An 18,993-nucleotide genomic window follows, 5' to 3' on the forward strand; every position below is an offset into this window, starting at 1 on the left:
ATCTCCTTAACCGTGGCTGTCGCCGGGGGCACCGGCGAGCACGGTGAATTCGGCGGTGCGTACCGCGCCCAGGTGTTGGAACTCCAGGTAGAGCCGGTAGGCCCCGGCGCTCGGCACCTCGACCTCGAACGTGACGGCCGGTCCGGACGGGGTCCGTCCGTCGCCGGGACCGCCGTTCGGGTGTACGTGCAGGTAGGCCAGGTCGCCGTCGCGTAGGGCCACCAGGTGACCGTACGCCGCGAGGTAGGGCTCCAGGTTGGTGACGGGGGTGCCGTACCTGCTCACGGTCAGGGTGAGGGTCGACGACGTGCCGGGTTCGAGGTCGCCGTCGAGGGTGACCGTGTAGCCGTCTCCGGCCGACGCGCTCCGGCCCGTGGCGGGCAGTGGCACCGGGCGGTAGTCACCGGGGGCCGGTATGTCCACCCCGAGCGTGAGGTTGTCGGGACGCGCGGCGGGCTGGAAGTCGGCGATCAGGCGCATGGGCCCGGCCGAGGCGATGGTGAGCGGCACCGACCAGGTTCCGTCGGCGGCCATCTGCGGATGTACGTGCTGGAACCCGGCGAGGTCGCGTCGGACCACGATCAGGTGCAGGTTCTTGTCGTGAGTCGGCGTGTACGCGGTGACGGGGTTGCCGTCCGGCCCCAGCACCCGGAACGAGAACGGGTTGGTCGTGCCGGTGGCGAGGGTGGCGGTGAGCGGAACGAGCCGGTAACCGTCCTGGGCGACTGTCAGCCCGCCTGGTTGACGTGTTGGTACGGCAGCCCGGGTGGGGCCGGTCCCGGCGCCGTTCTCTCCCGACTGCGGGGTTCCCGACTCGGAGGTGTGGCCGGAGCCGGTGGTGCCGTGGCCGTGACCGGGCTGGTCGGTGCTGGTGGTGGGCGTTGCCGGGCCGCCGGCTACCTGGCCGACCCCGAGTGCTGCGGTGAAGACCACCGCCAGTCCGGCCAGGTAGCCACCGATCTTGTATCCGCTTCTCATCGGTGGTTAGCCGACCAGGTTGTAGCCGGCCTCGTCGACGGCGGCACGGACAGCCGTCTCGTCGAGGGGCTGCTCGCTGCTGACGGTCACGGCGCCGGTGGCGAGGTCGACCCTCACCTCTTGTACGCCGGGCAGGGCGCCGACCTCGTTCTGCACCGACGCGACGCAGTGGCCGCAGGTCATTCCGGTTACCTGGTAGGTCGTTTCCACGGCGGGCTCCTGGTTCCTGGGTGGGCGGTCGTGCCAGGGCGGCACGGTCACTGACCCCGTCACCATACCCCTACCCCCCAGGGGTATCAAGAGGGCGCGCTGAACCACTCGGCGATCCGAACCAGCTGAACGACGAACGCGCTGCTCACGACGGTGAGCAGCGCGTTCGGAAGAATCGTGGGCGGTCCGGGTCAGCGACCCATCTCGCGGTACTTCGCCTCGGTTGCTTCCTTCTTCGGGCGCCACCAGCTCTCGTTTTGCTGGTACCACTCGATGGTCTGGGCGAGACCGTCGCGGAAGTTCAGGTACTGCGGCTTCCAGCCCAGCTCCGCCTGGAGCTTGCTGGAGTCGATCGCGTAACGCAGATCGTGTCCGGGGCGGTCGCCCACCATGTCGAACCAGTCGTCCGGCCGGCCCATGAGGCGGAGGATCTCCTGGACCACCACGATGTTGTTGAGTTCGCACTCGGCACCGATCAGGTACGTCTGGCCGATCCGTCCGCGCTCAAGGATCGCGTTGACCGCGGTGTTGTGGTCGTGCACGTGGATCCAGTCCCGGACGTTCTGTCCGGAGCCGTAGACCTTCGGGCGCACACCGTCGATCACGTTGGTGATCTGCCGGGGGATGAACTTCTCGATGTGGTGGAACGGCCCGTAGTTGTTCGAGCAGTGCGAGATCGTCGCGCGTACGCCGAACGAACGGATCCAGCCGCGCACCATCAGGTCCGAGCCGGCCTTGGTGGAGGAGTACGGGCTCGACGGGTCGAACGCGCTCTCCTCGGTGAACCGGCGCTCCTCGTCCAGCTCCAGGTCCCCGAAGACCTCGTCGGTGGAGATGTGGTGCAGCCGCTTGTCGTGCCGCCGCACGCTCTCGAGGATGTTGAACGTCCCGATCAGATTCGTCTGCACGAATGGGCTCGGATCCACCACCGAGTTGTCGTTGTGCGACTCCGCCGCGAAATGCACCACCGTGTCGGCCTGCCGCACCAGCTCGTCGACGATGGCGGCGTCGGTGACCGAGCCGTGCACGAAGTTGATCCGGTGTTCCACCTCGGCGAGGCTGCTCCGGTCGCCCGCGTACGTGAGGGCGTCCAGGACGTCGACCTGGCAATCGAGTGCGTCTAGCGCCTGGCGGACGAAATTCGAACCGATGAAACCCGCACCGCCGGTGACCAGTAAGCGCATGGGCGCCATAGTAACAGCGCCGAGAATCACACAGAGTCGGGCGGAGTCCCCGGTCGACCGGGTCGGGATAGCGGCGGAATCCGGCGGGGCAGGCATGGACCGCCCGCCGCCGCGACGAGTCGGTGACAGAGCGCTCACTGGTGCCGGCCCTGCCCGAATGTCGTGAAGCTGGCCCTGCCCGGGCCTCGCGAAGCTGGCTCCCCCGCCGTCACCCATCGTGGGATCGGCCGGACTGTTTGCCCCGAAACAAGATAATTTCTCGCTATCGTCGCCAGGGAAGTGGGCGTACGGGGACAACTCCTCGTCACCGCAATCGTGGGCGGCGCAGGTCCGCTCTTCGGCTGTACCGGCGCTGGTCTCTCGGAGGGGGTACCACGATGGTCGTCCGTCGGAAGGGTCAGCGCGCGGAGCACCGCGCCCGGGTTCTGGCCAGCGCACTCGTCGCCGGCTCGGCATTGGCCCTGGGCCTCAGCATCGGTGGTCCTGCGGCCGCTGATCCGGGCATCCTGGTCAGAGCCGTCGCGCCAGTGCCCACCGCTGTGCCCGGGGGAGTCACCTTCGAGGTGCTCCCGGTCCCGCCCAGCGGCACTCCGACGGGGCAGCCCACCCCCAGTCCCACCGCATCGGGCGATCTGCCGGTAACCGGCGGCGACTCGACCTCTCCCAGTTGGCTGCTTGCCGCGGGCGCACTGCTATTCCTGATCGGGGCTCTGATCGTGGCAACCTCCAGGGGCGTACGCCGACGGCGGGCCTGACCCGTCGGTGCCCACCTCGCCGCTGCTCGCACTTTCCCGCTGTGGGCGCGGCGCCAGTCGGTCCTCTTCGACGTAGGTCGTGCGGGACCGAGTCGCCCTGGAAGACTCCCTGCTCGTGAAGCTTTCGCGAGGTTGGGCGTTGCTCCTGTCCGGGGTCGGGGTCTGGACCTGGGTGATCTGGCCCCGGTTCGCTCTGGCGATCTGGCAGGACCCGCGATCCTGGACCGATGGAGATGCGGCCCAGGGCTCCCCAACGGGATTCCTCTGGATTCACGCGCTGCTGATTGTCGTCTCGCTGGCACTCGGTACGGCCGTGGGTCTGCTCGGTCTCCGTGCCTGGTGGTCGGTGCGGCGGGCGGACCGCGGGCAGTGAGGGTGGCGATGTCCGGGACGCGGTTCGAAACCCAGTTGCGTTGATCGATTTGGAGTTGATCCGGTCATCCGGTAACTTTTTCGGAGTCAGCGGGGCACCGGACAAGATCCACTGGGAAACACCGGGGGATACGGACGGCCTGCGAATCCTCTTGATCGGGCATGGTGTAGGTTGCTGTGTGCGTTAGGGAGGGCCCGGTTGTGGTTTGAATCGGGTGGTGATGACAAACCGGGAAACACCGGTTTGACTCGGCGGAAACGACCGGGTAGCGTAGTAAAAGCGCCGGGCGGGAACGCCGGGTGTGAATGGAAGTGGGAATAGAAGCCCCGGGTTGTGGGCCCCTTGGTTGGGGTTTGTGGTCTGGTGTGTGGTTGTTCTTTGAGAACTCAACAGGGTGCTTGATAAGCCAGTGCCAATTATGATTTATACCCGGGCCGGCTTGCCTTTCTTTCGGGATTGGTTTGTTGGTTTGGATTCCTTTGGCAACTTTTTTGTTGCCGGGACATTTTTTCCACAGATTTTTGTTGGAGAGTTTGATCCTGGCTCAGGACGAACGCTGGCGGCGTGCTTAACACATGCAAGTCGAGCGGAAAGGCCCTTCGGGGTACTCGAGCGGCGAACGGGTGAGTAACACGTGAGTAACCTGCCCTAGGCTTTGGGATAACCCTCGGAAACGGGGGCTAATACCGAATATGACTTCTGGCCGCATGGCTGGGGGTGGAAAGTTTTTTCGGCTTGGGATGGACTCGCGGCCTATCAGCTTGTTGGTGGGGTAATGGCCTACCAAGGCGACGACGGGTAGCCGGCCTGAGAGGGCGACCGGCCACACTGGGACTGAGACACGGCCCAGACTCCTACGGGAGGCAGCAGTGGGGAATATTGCACAATGGGCGGAAGCCTGATGCAGCGACGCCGCGTGAGGGATGACGGCCTTCGGGTTGTAAACCTCTTTCAGCAGGGACGAAGCGAGAGTGACGGTACCTGCAGAAGAAGCACCGGCCAACTACGTGCCAGCAGCCGCGGTAAGACGTAGGGTGCGAGCGTTGTCCGGATTTATTGGGCGTAAAGAGCTCGTAGGCGGCTTGTCGCGTCGACTGTGAAATCCCGCGGCTCAACCGCGGGCTTGCAGCCGATACGGGCAGGCTAGAGTTCGGTAGGGGAGACTGGAATTCCTGGTGTAGCGGTGAAATGCGCAGATATCAGGAGGAACACCGGTGGCGAAGGCGGGTCTCTGGGCCGATACTGACGCTGAGGAGCGAAAGCGTGGGGAGCGAACAGGATTAGATACCCTGGTAGTCCACGCTGTAAACGTTGGGCGCTAGGTGTGGGGGACCTCTCCGGTTCTCTGTGCCGCAGCTAACGCATTAAGCGCCCCGCCTGGGGAGTACGGCCGCAAGGCTAAAACTCAAAGGAATTGACGGGGGCCCGCACAAGCGGCGGAGCATGCGGATTAATTCGATGCAACGCGAAGAACCTTACCTGGGTTTGACATGGGCGGAAATCCGGCAGAGATGTCGGGTCCTTCGGGGCCGTTCACAGGTGGTGCATGGCTGTCGTCAGCTCGTGTCGTGAGATGTTGGGTTAAGTCCCGCAACGAGCGCAACCCTCGTTCGATGTTGCCAGCGCGTTATGGCGGGGACTCATCGAAGACTGCCGGGGTCAACTCGGAGGAAGGTGGGGATGACGTCAAGTCATCATGCCCCTTATGTCCAGGGCTTCACGCATGCTACAATGGCCGGTACAATGGGCTGCGATACCGTGAGGTGGAGCGAATCCCAAAAAGCCGGTCTCAGTTCGGATCGGGGTCTGCAACTCGACCCCGTGAAGTCGGAGTCGCTAGTAATCGCAGATCAGCAACGCTGCGGTGAATACGTTCCCGGGCCTTGTACACACCGCCCGTCACGTCACGAAAGTCGGCAACACCCGAAGCCGGTGGCCCAACCCTTGTGGAGGGAGCCGTCGAAGGTGGGGCTGGCGATTGGGACGAAGTCGTAACAAGGTAGCCGTACCGGAAGGTGCGGCTGGATCACCTCCTTTCTAAGGAGCACCTGCCCGCGAAAGTGGGTTAGGAGCCCGCATCATCCGAATGTGGTGGTGGGGTGCTCGATGGCGGAGACACTGGTGAGTTTGTTGCCGGCAACGGCCATTCGACTGCTAGTACAGCTGCGATCCTTTGGGGTTGTGGTGGGAACGTGTGTTGGTGGTGCGGCTGGTGGTGGATGATGAGCACCCTGTTGGGTCCTGAAGGAACAAACACGTGTGTTTGTTGTTTCGGGTTGCCAGGCATGGCCTGTCATCGCAAACGGATCTCCGGAGCCAGGTTTTCTGGTGGTGGGGTTTGGTGTGGTGGTTGTGGGTTGTGGGTTGGTCGTTTGTTGAGAATTGCACAGTGGACGCGAGCATCTTTGTGGTCAAGTTGTCAAGGGCGAACGGTGGATGCCTTGGCACCAGGAGCCGATGAAGGACGTGGGAGGCCGCGATAGGCCTGGGGGAGCTGTCAACCAAGCTGTGATCCCAGGGTGTCCGAATGGGGGAACCCGGCAGCAGTCATGTGCTGTCACCTGCACCTGAACACATAGGGTGTATGGAGGGAACGCGGGGAAGTGAAACATCTCAGTACCCGTAGGAAGAGAAAACAAAATGTGATTCCGTGAGTAGTGGCGAGCGAAAGCGGATTGAGGCTAAACCGGCTGCGTGTGATACCTGTCAGGGGTTGCGTGGTTGGGGTTGTGGGACTCTGCTGATTCAACTGACATTGGGTCGAGAAGTTATAAAACCAGTTGCTAGCCGAATGGTGTGGGAAAGCCAACCGTAGACGGTGAGAGTCCGGTAGGTGAAAGTGGCTGGTCTTCTGTGGATGTTCCCGAGTAGCGGCGGACCCCTGTAATCTGCCGTGAATCTGCCAGGACCACCTGGTAAGCCTAAATACTTCCTGGTGACCGATAGCGGACAAGTACCGTGAGGGAATGGTGAAAAGTACCCCGGGAGGGGAGTGAAATAGTACCTGAAACCGTTCGCCTACAATCCGTCGGAGCCTTTAGGGGTGACGGCGTGCCTTTTGAAGAATGAGCCTGCGAGTTAGTGGCATGTGGCGAGGTTAACCCGTGTGGGGTAGCCGTAGCGAAAGCGAGTCTGAATAGGGCGTTCAGTCGCGTGTCCTAGACCCGAAGCGGAGTGATCTAGCCATGGGCAGGCTGAAGCGTGGGTAAGACCGCGTGGAGGGCCGAACCCACCAACGTTGAAAAGTTGGGGGATGACCTGTGGTTAGGGGTGAAAGGCCAATCAAACTCCGTGATAGCTGGTTCTCCCCGAAATGCATTTAGGTGCAGCGTCGCGTGTTTCTTGCCGGAGGTAGAGCACTGGATGGTCTAGGGGGCCCACAAGCTTACCGAAATCAGCCAAACTCCGAATGCCGGTAAGTGAGAGCGCGGCAGTGAGACTGCGGGGGATAAGCTTCGTAGTCGAGAGGGAAACAGCCCAGATCACCAGCTAAGGCCCCTAAGCGTGTGCTAAGTGGAAAAGGATGTGGGGTCGCATAGACAACCAGGAGGTTGGCTTAGAAGCAGCCACCCTTTAAAGAGTGCGTAATAGCTCACTGGTCAAGTGGTTCCGCGCCGACAATGTAGCGGGGCTCAAGTACACCGCCGAAGCTGTGGCATTCACATGTGACTTCGCATGCTCCTTTTGGGGTGTGTGCAGGTGTGTGGATGGGTAGGGGAGCGTCGTGCCGCGGGTGAAGCAGCGGAGTGATCCAGTTGTGGACGCGGCACGAGTGAGAATGCAGGCATGAGTAGCGAAAGAAGGGTGAGAAACCCTTCCGCCGGATGACCAAGGGTTCCAGGGCCAGGCTAATCCGCCCTGGGTGAGTCGGGACCTAAGGCGAGGCCGAGAGGCGTAGTCGATGGACAACGGGTTGATATTCCCGTACCCGCGAAAGAGCGTCCGTGGTGAACCTCATTGTGCTAACCATTTGATGTCGTTGATGCCTTCGGGTTGATGCGGTTGATTCTGGGAACCTGGTGGGTAGTAGTCAAGCGATGGGGTGACGCAGGAAGGTAGCTGAGCCCGGCCGGTGGTTGTGCCGGGGTAAGCGTGTAGGCCGTGTCGTAGGCAAATCCGCGACGCATGTGGCTGAGACGTGATGCCGAGCCGATTCAGGTGAAGTCAGTGATCCTATGCTGCCGAGAAAAGCCTCTAGCGAGTTCTTAGCGGCCCGTACCCCAAACCGACACAGGTGGTCAGGTAGAGAATACCGAGGCGATCGGGCGAACTGTGGTTAAGGAACTCGGCAAATTGCCCCCGTAACTTAGGGAGAAGGGGGGCCGGAGACGTGAAGCCCCTTGCGGGTGGAGCGTTGTATGGCCGCAGAGAGCAGGGGGAAGCGACTGTTTACTAAAAACACAGGTCCATGCGAAGAAGTAATTCGATGTATATGGACTGACGCCTGCCCGGTGCTGGAACGTTAAGGGGACCGGTTAGCTCTTTCGGGGGCGAAGCTGAGAACTTAAGCGCCAGTAAACGGCGGTGGTAACTATAACCATCCTAAGGTAGCGAAATTCCTTGTCGGGTAAGTTCCGACCTGCACGAATGGCGTAACGACTTCCCCACTGTCTCAACCACAGGCCCGGCGAAATTGCATTACGAGTAAAGATGCTCGTTACGCGCGGCAGGACGGAAAGACCCCGGGACCTTTACTATAGCTTGACATTGGTACTCGAATTAGCTTGTGTAGGATAGGTGGGAGCCGGTGAAGTCCATACGCCAGTATGGGTGGAGGCAATCTTGAAATACCACTCTGGTTGATTTGGGTATCTAACTTCGGACCGTGATCCGGTTCAGGGACAGTGTCTGGTGGGTAGTTTAACTGGGGCGGTTGCCTCCTAAAATGTAACGGAGGCGCCCAAAGGTTCCCTCAGCCTGGTTGGCAATCAGGTGTTGAGTGCAAGTACACAAGGGAGCTTGACTGTGAGACTGACAGGTCGAGCAGGGACGAAAGTCGGGACTAGTGATCCGGCACTTGCGAGTGGAAGCGGTGTCGCTCAACGGATAAAAGGTACCCCGGGGATAACAGGCTGATCTTCCCCAAGAGTCCATATCGACGGGATGGTTTGGCACCTCGATGTCGGCTCGTCGCATCCTGGGGCTGTAGCAGGTCCCAAGGGTTGGGCTGTTCGCCCATTAAAGCGGTACGCGAGCTGGGTTTAGAACGTCGTGAGACAGTTCGGTCCCTATCCGCCGTGCGCGTAGGATACTTGAGAAGGGCTGTCCCTAGTACGAGAGGACCGGGACGGACGAACCTCTGGTGTGCCAGTTGTCCCGCCAGGGGCACGGCTGGTTGGCTACGTTCGGAAGGGATAACCGCTGAAAGCATCTAAGCGGGAAGCTCGCTTCAAGATGAGGTATCCCACCCATGCAAATGGGGTAAGGCCCCCAGCTAGACTACTGGGTTGATAGGCCGGAGATGTAAGCTCGGTAACGGGTTGAGTTGACCGGTACTAATAGGCCGAGGACTTGATTACTAAGGTGCTACGCGTCCACTGTGTGATTCCCGACAAGCGAACAAGACCCTGTTGGGTTGTTTGTTAAGTCGATAGTGTTACGGCGGTTATAGCGGTGGGGAAACGCCCGGTTACATTCCGAACCCGGAAGCTAAGCCCTCCAGCGCCGATGGTACTGCACTCGGGAGGGTGTGGGAGAGTAGGACGCCGCCGGACAACTTTCTAGTTTGGGCCACCCCTTTACGGGGTGGCCCAAACTTGTTTTATCCCCCAAACGCGTAAGGGCGACGTGGTGGGTGGGCCTGCGCCGACCAGGTCGAGAACGTGACGGCCCCCCGGCCCCAGACACTGTTGGGTCGGCTGTAGCCCCCTGTGGCAGTAGTGACCGAACCTCACCCCGCCCGGGTGACGTGCTAGCCCTGACAGCGGGGAGCCTGGCTGCCGGAGGCGAGCACGGGAAGGGGGCGTAGTGAAGGAGTTCGTGACCATCCTGGCCGGCAACACATTTGTGGTCAGTGACGGTCGAGGCGACATCGAACCGTCGCCAGTCGTACCCACCGGCCTGTTCTCTTTCGACCTGCGATATCTCTCCGAATGGCGACTCACCGTCAACGGCGAACGCCTGCACGCTCTCTCCGTCGATGACCTGCAGTACTACGAGACACGCTTCTTCCTCGTTCCCGGAGAACCAACCCACTACGTCGACGCGAAAGTCTCGGTGATCCGGCACCGGAAGATCGGTGGCGGGCTCGAAGAGGAACTGACCGTACTGAACCATCGCGGCGAGGCAGCCGAGATCGTCGTACGGCTCGACATGGCCGCCGACTTCGTCGACGTATTCGAGCTCAAACAGGTCGCGGTGACCCAACGCGCGACGACCGTCGCTGTCGAGGAGGGCTACCTCCGGCTCCGCTACACCCGGGACGACTACGTACGCGAAGTGGTGGTGTCATCCAGCGCGCCCGCCGATATCGACGTGGGTGGGATGACCTTCCGGATCCGGGTCGAGCCGCACGGGCAGTGGACCACCCTGCTCCGCGCCTCCGTACACCTGCGGAGCAAGCAAGGCGAGGACCTCCGGGCGTTGCTGCACACGCACCGGATTGACGCCAACCGGGAAACCCAACGCGAACTCGAAGACTGGCTTGCGGCGGCACCCCAGCTGGGCTGCGACAACGCCACCCTGGCCACCGCGTACCGTCGGGGTCTGATCGACCTCGCCGCGCTCCAGTTCGGCGCCCTCGCCACCGGGGCCAACCTGATCGCCGCCGGCACCCCGTGGTTCATGACCTTCTACGGCCGGGACAGCATGCTGACCTGCCTGCAGGCGATGGCCTTCGCACCCGAACTCGCGGTCGGCACCCTCAACACGTTCGCGGCCACCCAGGCCAGCGTCTTCGACGACTTCCGGGAAAAGGAGCCGGGCAAGATCCTGCACGAGTTCCGGTACGGGGAGTCGGCCGCGTTCGAGGAACAGCCACACTCGCCGTACTTCGGGGCGGCGGACACCACACCCCTGTTCGTGATCCTGCTCGACGAGTACGAGCGCTGGACCGGGAACGTCGAACTGGTACGCCGGCTGGAGCACGAGGCGCGGGCGGCGCTGCGCTGGATCGACACGTACGGCGACCTGCTGGGGAACGGTTACGTCTGGTACGAGCGGCGCAACCTCTCCAGCGGGCTGGAGAACCAGTGCTGGAAGGACTCCCCCGACTCGATCTCGTACCGGGACGGGCGACTGCCGTCGTTTCCTCGTGCCATCTGCGAGATCCAGGGCTACGCGTACGACGCGAAGATGCGCGGCGCCCGCCTGGCCCGGCGGATCTGGCACGACCCGATCTACGCCGACCGGCTGGAGGCGGAGGCGGCCGACCTGAAGGCCCGGTTCAACCGGGACTTCTGGGTCGAGGACGGTGAGTACTACGCGCTCGCCCTCGACGCCGACGGCGGGCAGGTCGACGCGCTCTCCTCCAACATGGGGCACCTGCTCTGGAGCGGAATCGTCGACCCGTCACGGGCGGCGCGGGTGGCGGAGCACCTGCTCGGTCCCCGGCTCTTCTCCGGTTGGGGCGTGCGCACCCTGGCCGAGGGCGAGGAACGCTACAACCCGACCGGCTACCACACCGGTGCGATTTGGCCGTTCGACAACTCGTTCATCGCCCTGGGCCTGCGCCGGTACGGCTTCGACGGCGAAGCCGGCCGGATCGCCGAGGCGATCATCGAAGCCTCCAAGTACTTCGACGGCCGACTTCCTCAGCTTTTCGCGGGCTATGACCGTGGGCTGACCAAGTACCCGGTGCAGTACCCCACCACCTGGACCCCGCACGCCTGGTCCGCGGCGACGCCGATGATGCTGATCCGGGTCCTGCTCGGCCTGGAACCGCACGACGACCATCTTGTCGTCAACCCCTCCCTGCCCGAGGGGATGGGACGGATCGAACTGCTTGACGTACCCGGGCGCTGGGGTCGGCTCGACGCGTTCGGGCGGGACCGGGTGGAGAGCCAGCGGCGGCGTTCCGGGCAGGGCGGTCGACGCGGCGGAGTTGTCTCGCCCTGAGTCGTCGACACTGACCACCCGACCCGCCGCACGACGGGCGGACCGGGAGGGGGTCCCGGTCCGGCCGCCATACGGGAGATGCCCTGGTCAGCCGCCGAGGCTCGCGGCCGCGGAGGCGATCGCCGAGGCGAAGGTGCTCACCTGGGTGTAGACGCCCGGGTAGTTGGGGCGGGCACAGCCGTTGCCCCAGCTCACGATGCCGACCTGGACCCAGGCGTTGTTCGCGCCCTGACGGAACATCGGGCCGCCCGAGTCACCCTGGCAGGTGTCGGTGCCACCACTGGCGTAACCGGCGCAGATCTCCTCGTTGACGATTACGTCACCGCCGTACTGGGCGTCACAGGTGCTGTCGCTGACGAACGGGACCGTCGCCTTCAACAGGTACCGCTGCTGCGGCCCACCCTCGCGGGCCGCTCCCCAGCCCGCCACGGTGAACGTGCCGCTGTCGTACGCGGTGCTGGTCGCGATCGGCAGGGTGGCCAGGCTGGTGACCGGGCTGGCCAACCGGATCAGGGCCCAGTCCTTGCCGTTGCCGTTGTAGCCCGGCGCACGGTAGACGTAGTTCGAGCGGACCGTGATCCGGCTGGACGACTGGAGGTCGACCACGCCGAGGGTGGCGGTGATGCTGGTGTTGGTACCGGTGCTGCCGACGCAGTGGGCGGCGGTGAGCACCAGCCGGGCACTGTAGAGGGAACCGCCGCAGCCCATCGAGAGCCGGACCATGAACGGGAACTCGCCCTGGGCGGCCCGGGTGCCGCCGACGACCAGCGGCGTCACGCCGCCGTCGGAGGCGGAGACGGGTGCGGCCAGGGCGACGCTGCCGACGGTCACCGCGGACAACACGGCGGCCGCCAGGCCGGTGAGCTTGCGCCAACGAACCATGGGATCCCTTTCCGAGCAAAGGATTGGCGCGCCTCGTGGGCGCGCGCAGATCACGTTGTCGGCAGCGTATGGAAGTTGGCCGATATATCGCAATGCCCGGCTGTCATCCCGGCTGTGTCATACCTTCGGGCGTGGGTTCGTTGACGCGGCGGCCGATCACCGGCTCCGATCAGCCGGGCTTCTTGGCGCAGAGGTAGCGCGGCTCCGCCTCGTAGCGCCAGGAGAACTTCTCCCGCTTCAGCTCCTTGCCGCCCTTGGTGATCACTCGGTACGCGTCCTGGGTGAAGCCGTCGATGCCGGCGGTGGCGATGCAGGAGGGACCCGGGTCGAGGTAGACGACCTTCGGCTTGGTGATGTCGCGACGCGGGGTGTAGACCGTCTTGACGCTGTCGTACACCTTGGTGCTCCAGATCGACACGGTGACCGAGTCGTTGGTCCACGAGGTGTCGACGAGTACGCCGTACTCGGTGTTGTTGCGGAACTTGAGGTCGAGGGTCGGGTAGAAGATCGTCGACTCGATCACCGCCGGGTACCGCTCGAACCAGTACGAGTGCGGTTTGTGCTCCACGTCCTCAAGCCCGGCGTAGTACGTGGCGTTGAAGATCGTGGTGGTGAACTGCGACGCCCCGCCGCCGACTCCGGGCACCAGCTTGCCGTCGAGGATCACCGGCGCGTCCTTGTAGCCCTGGGCGTAACTGCGCTCGCCGGTGTGCTTGTTCAGGGAGAACGTCTCGCCCGGCTTGACCACCGCACCGTCGACCTCCTTGGCGATGGTCATGATGTTGTGGTTGCGCGGGAGAGAAAGTCCGCCGGTGAACTTCGTGGTGAAGGTGGAGACCTGTTCCTTGATGCCCATCTTGGACATCGCCTCGGTGTTGGTCTTCGGTTCGATCGGCTTGAGTACGCCCTTGACCTCGCGCCCGTCCCGTTTGGCCAGCACCGGCAGCAGGTCCCGGCTCAGCGCCGCGATGTCCACCCCGTGCCCGCCGGTACTCGCCACCACCTGCGGCTTGCCGCCCTGCAGGGTGACCGTCGCTTCCTTCGGCTTGAGCTCGACCTTGGCCAGTTCGCCGGTCAGTGCGGCGTGCAGCTTCTTCTCGTCCACCGCCGGGTTGATCTTGCCGGCCTTGTCCGGGTGCAGCAACAGGCTCTTCGCGATCGCGGCTGGTGGGACGGTGAACGAACCACGTTCCGTGGTCACCGTGACCGGCGCCGAGACCGCCGGTTTCGCCAGCTCCTCGACCAGCTTGTCGACTTCCTCCCTGGTGGTGGTCGGATGCGCCTCGATCACCGGCACCACCACCGGCTGGCCGCTCAGCCACCCGGTACGAACCGCCTCCGCTGACTGCTCCGGGTTCAGGTCCTGACCCGGCGCGGGATAGTTCGGCTTCGGTGTGGTGCCCTGGAAGACGATCGACGGCGGCGTCATCGGCCGGCCGCCGCGCCCGACCGTCTTGCGCAGTTCGGCGTCGAGCCGTTCGGCGTCGACGGTGATGACCGGTTCGATCGACCGGGACCTGAAGAGCAGATCGACCGGACCGGGAGCATCGTCCACGGCGGCCGTGATGGTGGCCGTGACGTCCACCGCCAACCCGACGTCGATCGGCTTCAGCTCGGCGCTCTGCTCACCGATGCGTACCTGCACCGGCGCGGCGAAGGTTTCCGCCCGCCGTTCCAACTCGGCGCGGAGCAGCGCGGCGGCTCCCTCCCGGGACTGGCCGCCCACGTTGACGCCGAGCACCTCGGTACCGCGTGGCACCTCACCGCTGTACGCGTACCCCGCCGATCCGCCGATCACGGCCAGCACGGCGGCGACCACACCAGTGGCGGCGAGGGCGCGACGCACCCCGCGACGCGGCGCCGGTTCGGTCAGGAGCGCCGGGTCGGCCGGCGCCGTCGAGTCGAGGGTCTCCGTCGGGTTGTCCTGGGCGCCCGGTGCACCGGCCAGGGGCGGGACCGGTGGGTGGCCCACCGGGCCAGCGGCGATCGGGGGTGGCGTTGCCGGCCCGGTCGGCGGGACGTTTACCTGCCGTGGCACGGCTGCGAGCTCGGTGGTCGGCGTCTCGCCGGCGGGTGGTCTCTTCGCGCCGTACAAACTCACAGGACAACCTCGATCGGGAAAAGGACTCAGGTCGGGGTCGATCGGTCGTGTGGGAGCACGACCCGGGGGCCTACGGTAGCCAAGCGCGGCGCGGGATGACAGCCCGAGGAAGGTACAGCGGGATTTGCCGAGACGAATCTCCCGCGCTCCAGGACCATCGACGCGAAACGCATGGCCGAAAGGATGAAAGTGATCCGGTACGAGCCGGTACCGCTACCGATCGGGGCGGCGGACACATCGAACACGGAGATTGCGACGAGCGTACACCGGTGGATTTCCGCGCGTCCGATGCGGGACCTGGTCGCCGCGTTCGACGGCACGCTGCCGGCACCGGACACGGCAACCGGTGTGCTCCTGAGCTGGCTCGACCGCTTCTCGGCCGAACACTGGGACTTTCGTCGGCGGTACGGACAGGTCGAGCGGGACGAGGTGCCACCGCCGAGGTGCACCGCCCCCACCACCGACCTGATCCACGCGACGGTCACCGCGTTGGGGCTGGTCCAGCCGGTGCGACCGGCGGCCCGTCGCTATCACCACCTGCTGGTTCTCGGCGGGCTCGCCCCCGCCTGCCTGCAACGGACCGGATACGCCGCGCAGCTCGTGCGTACCGGCGTGGTCGAGGTGGGCGAGGTGGCGGCGCTCGGTAGTTTCCGCCCCCTGCGCCCGACCGAGTTCGTCCGCTCCGACCTGGACGGCTGCGGATATGAGGTCGACGCGATGTCGGTCGGGATCCGGGCCGGCTTCGGATGCGACGAGCCGGTGGAGTCGCGCTCCTCCGCGGAGGTGGGCACCCCTGGGTCGTGGGCGGTACGGGGCTACCGGGCCCCGGACGGGTTGCCCCTGCGGGTTCTCGCCGCCCCGTCCGGCGAACCGGCGAGCCGGCGGGCGAACACCGCGGACACGTACCACTTCTGGGCCCGCCAGGTACGGCTGAACCCCGGCGACCGGGTGCTGGTGGTCACCTCGCCGAGTTACGTACCGTTCCAGCACTGCGACGCCGTACGGATGCTCCGGCTCGGGTACGGCTGCGCGGTCGAGACGGTGGGATTCGACACCGCCCAGCTCACCGGGGTGCCGCCGATGCCGACGCTGGCACCGGACCGGTACCTGCAGGAGGTCCGTTCGGCGATCCGCTCGATGGACAGCCTGTACCGGGCACTGACGCCGACGACCGGAGGGTGACCGCAGTCAGGCGGGCGGGTCGTACGGTGGTCACGGCCGGCGGGCGGATCAGCCGGCGGTGTCGGTGATCGCCTGCCGGAACACCCGCGACCGGTGCGCGTAGTTGTCGAACCGGCCGTAGCTCGGTGCGGCCGGGGAAAGCAGCACCACGCCACCGGCCGGGGTGTTCGCCCGACCGATTCGGACCGCCTCGACCAGGTCGTCCGCCCCGATCGTGGTGATTGTTGGCAGGTCCTTGACCATCTCCAGGATGCGCGGCCCACTGTCCGGTACGCCGATCAGTGTGGCCTCGACCCCCTGATCTGCGAGGAAGTCGCGCAGCGGCGCGTAGTCCACGCCGCGGTCCTCGCCGCCGACGATGACCGTGAGCGGGCGGTGGGCGTACGCCTCGATGGCGTGGATCGCCGACTGCGGGATGGTGGAGAGCGAGTCGTCGACGAAGGTGATGCCGGAGGGGTCCTCGATCGGCGTCAGCCGGTGTTCGAGGGCGGGGAAACTCGCGGCGGCCTCGGCGAGCCGTTCACGTTCCGCGACCAGGTCCACCCCGACCGACTTCAGTACGCCGAGGGCGACGCAGAGGTTCCACTCGTTGTGCCGCCCGAGCAGTGGCAGCGCCGAACGGGGGAAGAGCGGAGCGTCCGCCAGGTGGACCCAGCGGGTGCCGTCCGGGCCGGGTGCCACGTGAGTGGTTTCCGGTCGGCCGGCGGCGAACAGCGGCAGTCCGGGCCGAGCGGCGAGTTCGGCGCTGAGCCGCTCGTCGTGGGCGTTGAACACCACCTGACCCGGACCGTGTTCGACGATGTTCAGCTTGTGCCGGTAGTACGCGGCCTCCCCACCGGCCCAGTCCAGATGTTCCGGGACCAGCGCGGTGAGGGCCGCCACCTGCGGTGACACGGTCAGGTCCGCGCACTGGTACATGGAGAGTTCGAGCACGTACCGGTCGGCGGGGGGAAGCTCGAGCACGGCGGTGCCGATGTTGCCGCCGACCTCGTGTGGGTGGCCGAGAGCGGTCAGCAGGTGGCTGATCAGCACGGTGGTCGTGCTCTTGCCCTTGCTGCCGGTGACCCCGATGGTGTTGGGAGCGTGGTCGGCCATCCAGAGGGCGGTGCCACCGGTCACGGTGACGCCCCGTTCCCGCAACTGGATCATCCACGGGTGGGTCTCGCCGATCACCGGGGAACGGACCACGACGTCCGCGCGAAGCAGCATCTCCAGCGCGGCAGGGCCGGTGTGCAGGGGGGCGAGTTCGGCCAGCCGTCCCTCCCACGGTTTCGCCGCGAAGGTCTCCCGGTCCATGACCGCGACGAGGTCGGCCGGGCCGACGGGGGCGATCGCGTTGACCGCGGCGACACCCTCCCGGCCGGTGCCCCAGACGGCGACGCGTCGGCCACGTAGATCAGTGAGGTGCACCAGAACTCCTTCGCCCACGAACCTCGGCGGCTATGGCCCGGTTCGCGTCCATACTCTAGTCCGCCGCACCCGGTCCGCCGCCCAAGCGGTTAGGAAGGGCCCCTTGTTATACAAAAAGCGATAACAAGGGGCCCTTCCTTCGTCAGAGGCGGGCGAGGGCGGACTTGAGGGGGTCCAGGCCCAGCGAGCCGAGGTTGAGGGCGTCGAGGTGGAACTGCTTCAGGTCGAAGTCGGCCCCCTTGCGGGCCTTGGCGTCGTCGCGGGCCTGCAGCCAGATCCGTTCGCCGACCTTGTACGACGGCGCCTGTCCCGGCCAGCCCAGGTACCGGTTCAGTTCGAAGCGCAGGTTCTCGTCCGGCACCCGGCAGTGCGCGCGCATGAACTCCCAGCCCAGTTCGGGGGTCCACCGCTCGCCGGGGTGGAAGCCGAACGGGTTGTCGCGGGGGATTTCCAGTTCGAGGTGCATGCCGATGTCGACGATCACCCGGGCGGCCCGGAACGCCTGGCCGTCGAGCATGCCGAGCTTGTCGCCCGGGTCGTCCAGGTAGCCGAGTTCGTCCATCAGACGCTCGGAGTAGAGCGCCCAGCCCTCGCCGTGCCCGGAGGACCAGCTGAGCAGCCGCTGCCAGCGGTTGAGCAGTTCGGCCCGGACCTGGGTCTGCCCGACCTGGAGGTGGTGACCGGGGGCGCCCTCGTGGTAGACGGTGGTCACCTCGCGCCAGGTGGAGAACTCGTTGATGCCCTGCGGCACCGCCCACCACATCCGACCGGGGCGGGAGAAATCCTCGCTGGGGCCGGTGTAGTAGATCCCGCCGTCGCTGGTCGGGGCGAGGCGGCATTCGATTCGACGTACCTGCTCCGGGATGTCGAAGTGGGTGCCGTGCAGGTCCGCGATCGCCTTCTCGGCCAGCGCCTGCATCCAGTCGCGGAACGCCTCCTTGCCCTCGATCCGGCGGGCCGGGTCGGCGTCCAGGGCGGCGACCGCCTCGTCGACGGTGGCACCGGGCGACAGGATCCGGGCCGCCACCGCGCGCATCTCGGCTTCGAGCCGGGCCAGTTCCTCGAAGCCCCAGGCGTACGTCTCGTCGAGGTCGACCCGGGCGCCGAGGAAGTACTGCGAGGCGAGCTGGTACCGCTCCCGCCCGGCGGCCTGCTTCTCCCGCCCCCGTGGGGCGAGTTCGGTACGGAGGAACTGCCCGAACTCGGCGGTCGCCGCGGTGGCCGCCGCCGCTCCCCGGCGCAGTTCCGTGGCGAGCGCGCCGTCGGCGGTCAACCGGTCGGCCAGACCGTGGAAGAAGTTGTCACCGTTCGGGTCGGTCCAGATGTCGCACTGCTTGGCGACCTCGATCATCTGCGCGCGCGGGCTGGCGTGCCCGGCGTCGGCGGAGCTGACCAGGGTCGTCCGGTAGCCGTCGAGTGCGGCGGCGAACTGGTTGAGCCGGGCGGCGATGTTGCTGACCGCCTCGGCGCCCTCGGTCGGCATCAGGTCGAAGACCTGGCGGATCTCGTGCAGTCCGCTGGCGATCACGTTGATCTCACTGGCCGTCTCGCCCGCGTCGTACCGGGCGAGTTCGAGGCCGAGTCGTTCCTGCATCGCCTCCTTCGCGGTCCGTTCGGCGGCGGTGGCTGGTTCGAGTACGTCAAGTTCGGCAAGGGTGCGCCGGTTCAGTTCGGCCTGCGCGGCGTACCCGCTCGGCGACAGGTCGCCGAGTTGGTCGTCGTAGCCGGTGATGCCGACAAAGGTGGCGCCGGTCGGGTTGAGTGGCGCCCAGTCCGCGACGTAGCGGTTGGCGAGGTCATCGATTTGTCCCACGGCTCGACCCTACGTGACCTTCCGGCTGCCTGGTCCACCCCTTTTGGGCC

Annotated in this window: 11 protein-coding genes and 3 rRNA genes; 7 read left to right on the plus strand and 7 right to left on the minus strand. The window is 65.5% G+C overall.

Annotated elements, in window-relative coordinates; all coding sequences use genetic code 11:
• Positions 1 to 6 precede the first annotated feature (6 nt).
• The 3 genes from BDK92_RS18905 to rfbB all read right to left on the minus strand — a co-directional run bounded on the left by BDK92_RS18905 (position 7) and on the right by rfbB (position 2,372).
• A complete protein-coding gene (locus tag BDK92_RS18905; RefSeq protein WP_121157900.1) occupies positions 7 to 978 on the minus strand; it encodes a hypothetical protein in 972 nt (323 codons plus the stop codon).
• Positions 979 to 984: 6 nt separating this feature from the next.
• Positions 985 to 1,188 (minus strand): heavy-metal-associated domain-containing protein, encoded by a 204-nt coding sequence (locus BDK92_RS18910; protein WP_281278627.1) that lies wholly within the window; start codon positions 1,186 to 1,188, stop codon positions 985 to 987.
• 191 nt (positions 1,189 to 1,379) lie between these two features.
• On the minus strand, positions 1,380 to 2,372 hold the full coding sequence (rfbB, locus tag BDK92_RS18915; RefSeq protein WP_121157902.1) for a dTDP-glucose 4,6-dehydratase: 993 nt from the start codon (positions 2,370 to 2,372) through the stop codon (positions 1,380 to 1,382).
• 377 nt (positions 2,373 to 2,749) lie between these two features.
• Between rfbB and BDK92_RS38455 the strand changes: the two genes are divergently transcribed.
• From BDK92_RS38455 to BDK92_RS18940, 6 genes are all read left to right on the plus strand, one after another.
• Entirely contained in the window at positions 2,750 to 3,127 is a 378-nt protein-coding gene (locus tag BDK92_RS38455) for a hypothetical protein (protein ID WP_147457046.1), read from the plus strand.
• Positions 3,128 to 3,242: 115 nt separating this feature from the next.
• Positions 3,243 to 3,500: an SCO4848 family membrane protein gene (locus tag BDK92_RS18920; protein ID WP_121162376.1), complete on the plus strand. Its 258-nt coding sequence runs from the start codon at positions 3,243 to 3,245 to the stop codon at positions 3,498 to 3,500.
• Positions 3,501 to 4,021: 521 nt separating this feature from the next.
• Positions 4,022 to 5,537, plus strand: a 16S ribosomal RNA gene (locus BDK92_RS18925).
• A 372-nt stretch (positions 5,538 to 5,909) separates the two neighbouring features.
• A 23S ribosomal RNA gene (locus BDK92_RS18930) occupies positions 5,910 to 9,019 on the plus strand.
• 78 nt (positions 9,020 to 9,097) lie between these two features.
• Positions 9,098 to 9,214: ribosomal RNA gene (rrf, locus tag BDK92_RS18935) — 5S ribosomal RNA — on the plus strand.
• The 16S, 23S and 5S rRNA genes sit together here, the layout of an rRNA operon.
• A 253-nt stretch (positions 9,215 to 9,467) precedes the next feature.
• Positions 9,468 to 11,555, plus strand: coding sequence for an amylo-alpha-1,6-glucosidase (locus tag BDK92_RS18940; RefSeq protein ID WP_121157903.1), 2,088 nt, complete (start codon positions 9,468 to 9,470; stop codon positions 11,553 to 11,555).
• An 87-nt stretch (positions 11,556 to 11,642) separates the two neighbouring features.
• Here the strand turns inward: BDK92_RS18940 and BDK92_RS18945 are convergent, their stop codons facing one another.
• Both BDK92_RS18945 and BDK92_RS18950 read right to left on the minus strand, forming a co-directional pair.
• On the minus strand, positions 11,643 to 12,437 hold the full coding sequence (locus tag BDK92_RS18945; protein WP_121157904.1) for a S1 family peptidase: 795 nt from the start codon (positions 12,435 to 12,437) through the stop codon (positions 11,643 to 11,645).
• Between the two features lie 169 nt (positions 12,438 to 12,606).
• Positions 12,607 to 14,538 (minus strand): VanW family protein, encoded by a 1,932-nt coding sequence (locus tag BDK92_RS18950; protein WP_246017123.1) that lies wholly within the window; start codon positions 14,536 to 14,538, stop codon positions 12,607 to 12,609.
• A 288-nt stretch (positions 14,539 to 14,826) separates the two neighbouring features.
• Here BDK92_RS18950 and BDK92_RS18955 point away from each other — a divergent pair, with 288 nt between their 5' ends.
• Positions 14,827 to 15,720 (plus strand): hypothetical protein, encoded by an 894-nt coding sequence (locus BDK92_RS18955; protein WP_246017124.1) that lies wholly within the window; start codon positions 14,827 to 14,829, stop codon positions 15,718 to 15,720.
• Between the two features lie 48 nt (positions 15,721 to 15,768).
• On the opposite strand, the gene murD is transcribed toward BDK92_RS18955, so the two are convergent.
• Complete coding sequence (gene murD, locus BDK92_RS18960) at positions 15,769 to 17,130, minus strand: UDP-N-acetylmuramoyl-L-alanine--D-glutamate ligase (RefSeq protein WP_121157907.1); 1,362 nt, start codon at positions 17,128 to 17,130, stop codon at positions 15,769 to 15,771.
• Between the two features lie 142 nt (positions 17,131 to 17,272).
• Positions 17,273 to 18,943 carry a DUF885 domain-containing protein gene (locus tag BDK92_RS18965; RefSeq protein WP_121157908.1) on the minus strand — a complete coding sequence of 557 codons (1,671 nt, stop codon included), beginning with the start codon at positions 18,941 to 18,943 and terminating at the stop codon, positions 17,273 to 17,275.
• Between the last annotated feature and the right edge of the window lie 50 nt (positions 18,944 to 18,993).

Origin of the sequence: Micromonospora pisi, assembly GCF_003633685.1 — a bacterium.
GTDB lineage: Bacteria > Actinomycetota > Actinomycetes > Mycobacteriales > Micromonosporaceae > Micromonospora_G > Micromonospora_G pisi.

What these genes read in the sequence shown, in the direction of transcription:
- BDK92_RS18905 (WP_121157900.1), bottom strand. Translation starts at nt 978, where the DNA reads ATGAGAAGCGGATACAAGATCGGTGGCTACCTGGCCGGACTGGCGGTG.
- rfbB (WP_121157902.1), bottom strand. Translation starts at nt 2,372, where the DNA reads ATGCGCTTACTGGTCACCGGCGGTGCGGGTTTCATCGGTTCGAATTTC.
- BDK92_RS38455 (WP_147457046.1), top strand. Translation starts at nt 2,750, where the DNA reads ATGGTCGTCCGTCGGAAGGGTCAGCGCGCGGAGCACCGCGCCCGGGTT.
- BDK92_RS18945 (WP_121157904.1), bottom strand. Translation starts at nt 12,437, where the DNA reads ATGGTTCGTTGGCGCAAGCTCACCGGCCTGGCGGCCGCCGTGTTGTCC.
- BDK92_RS18955 (WP_246017124.1), top strand. Translation starts at nt 14,827, where the DNA reads ATGCGGGACCTGGTCGCCGCGTTCGACGGCACGCTGCCGGCACCGGAC.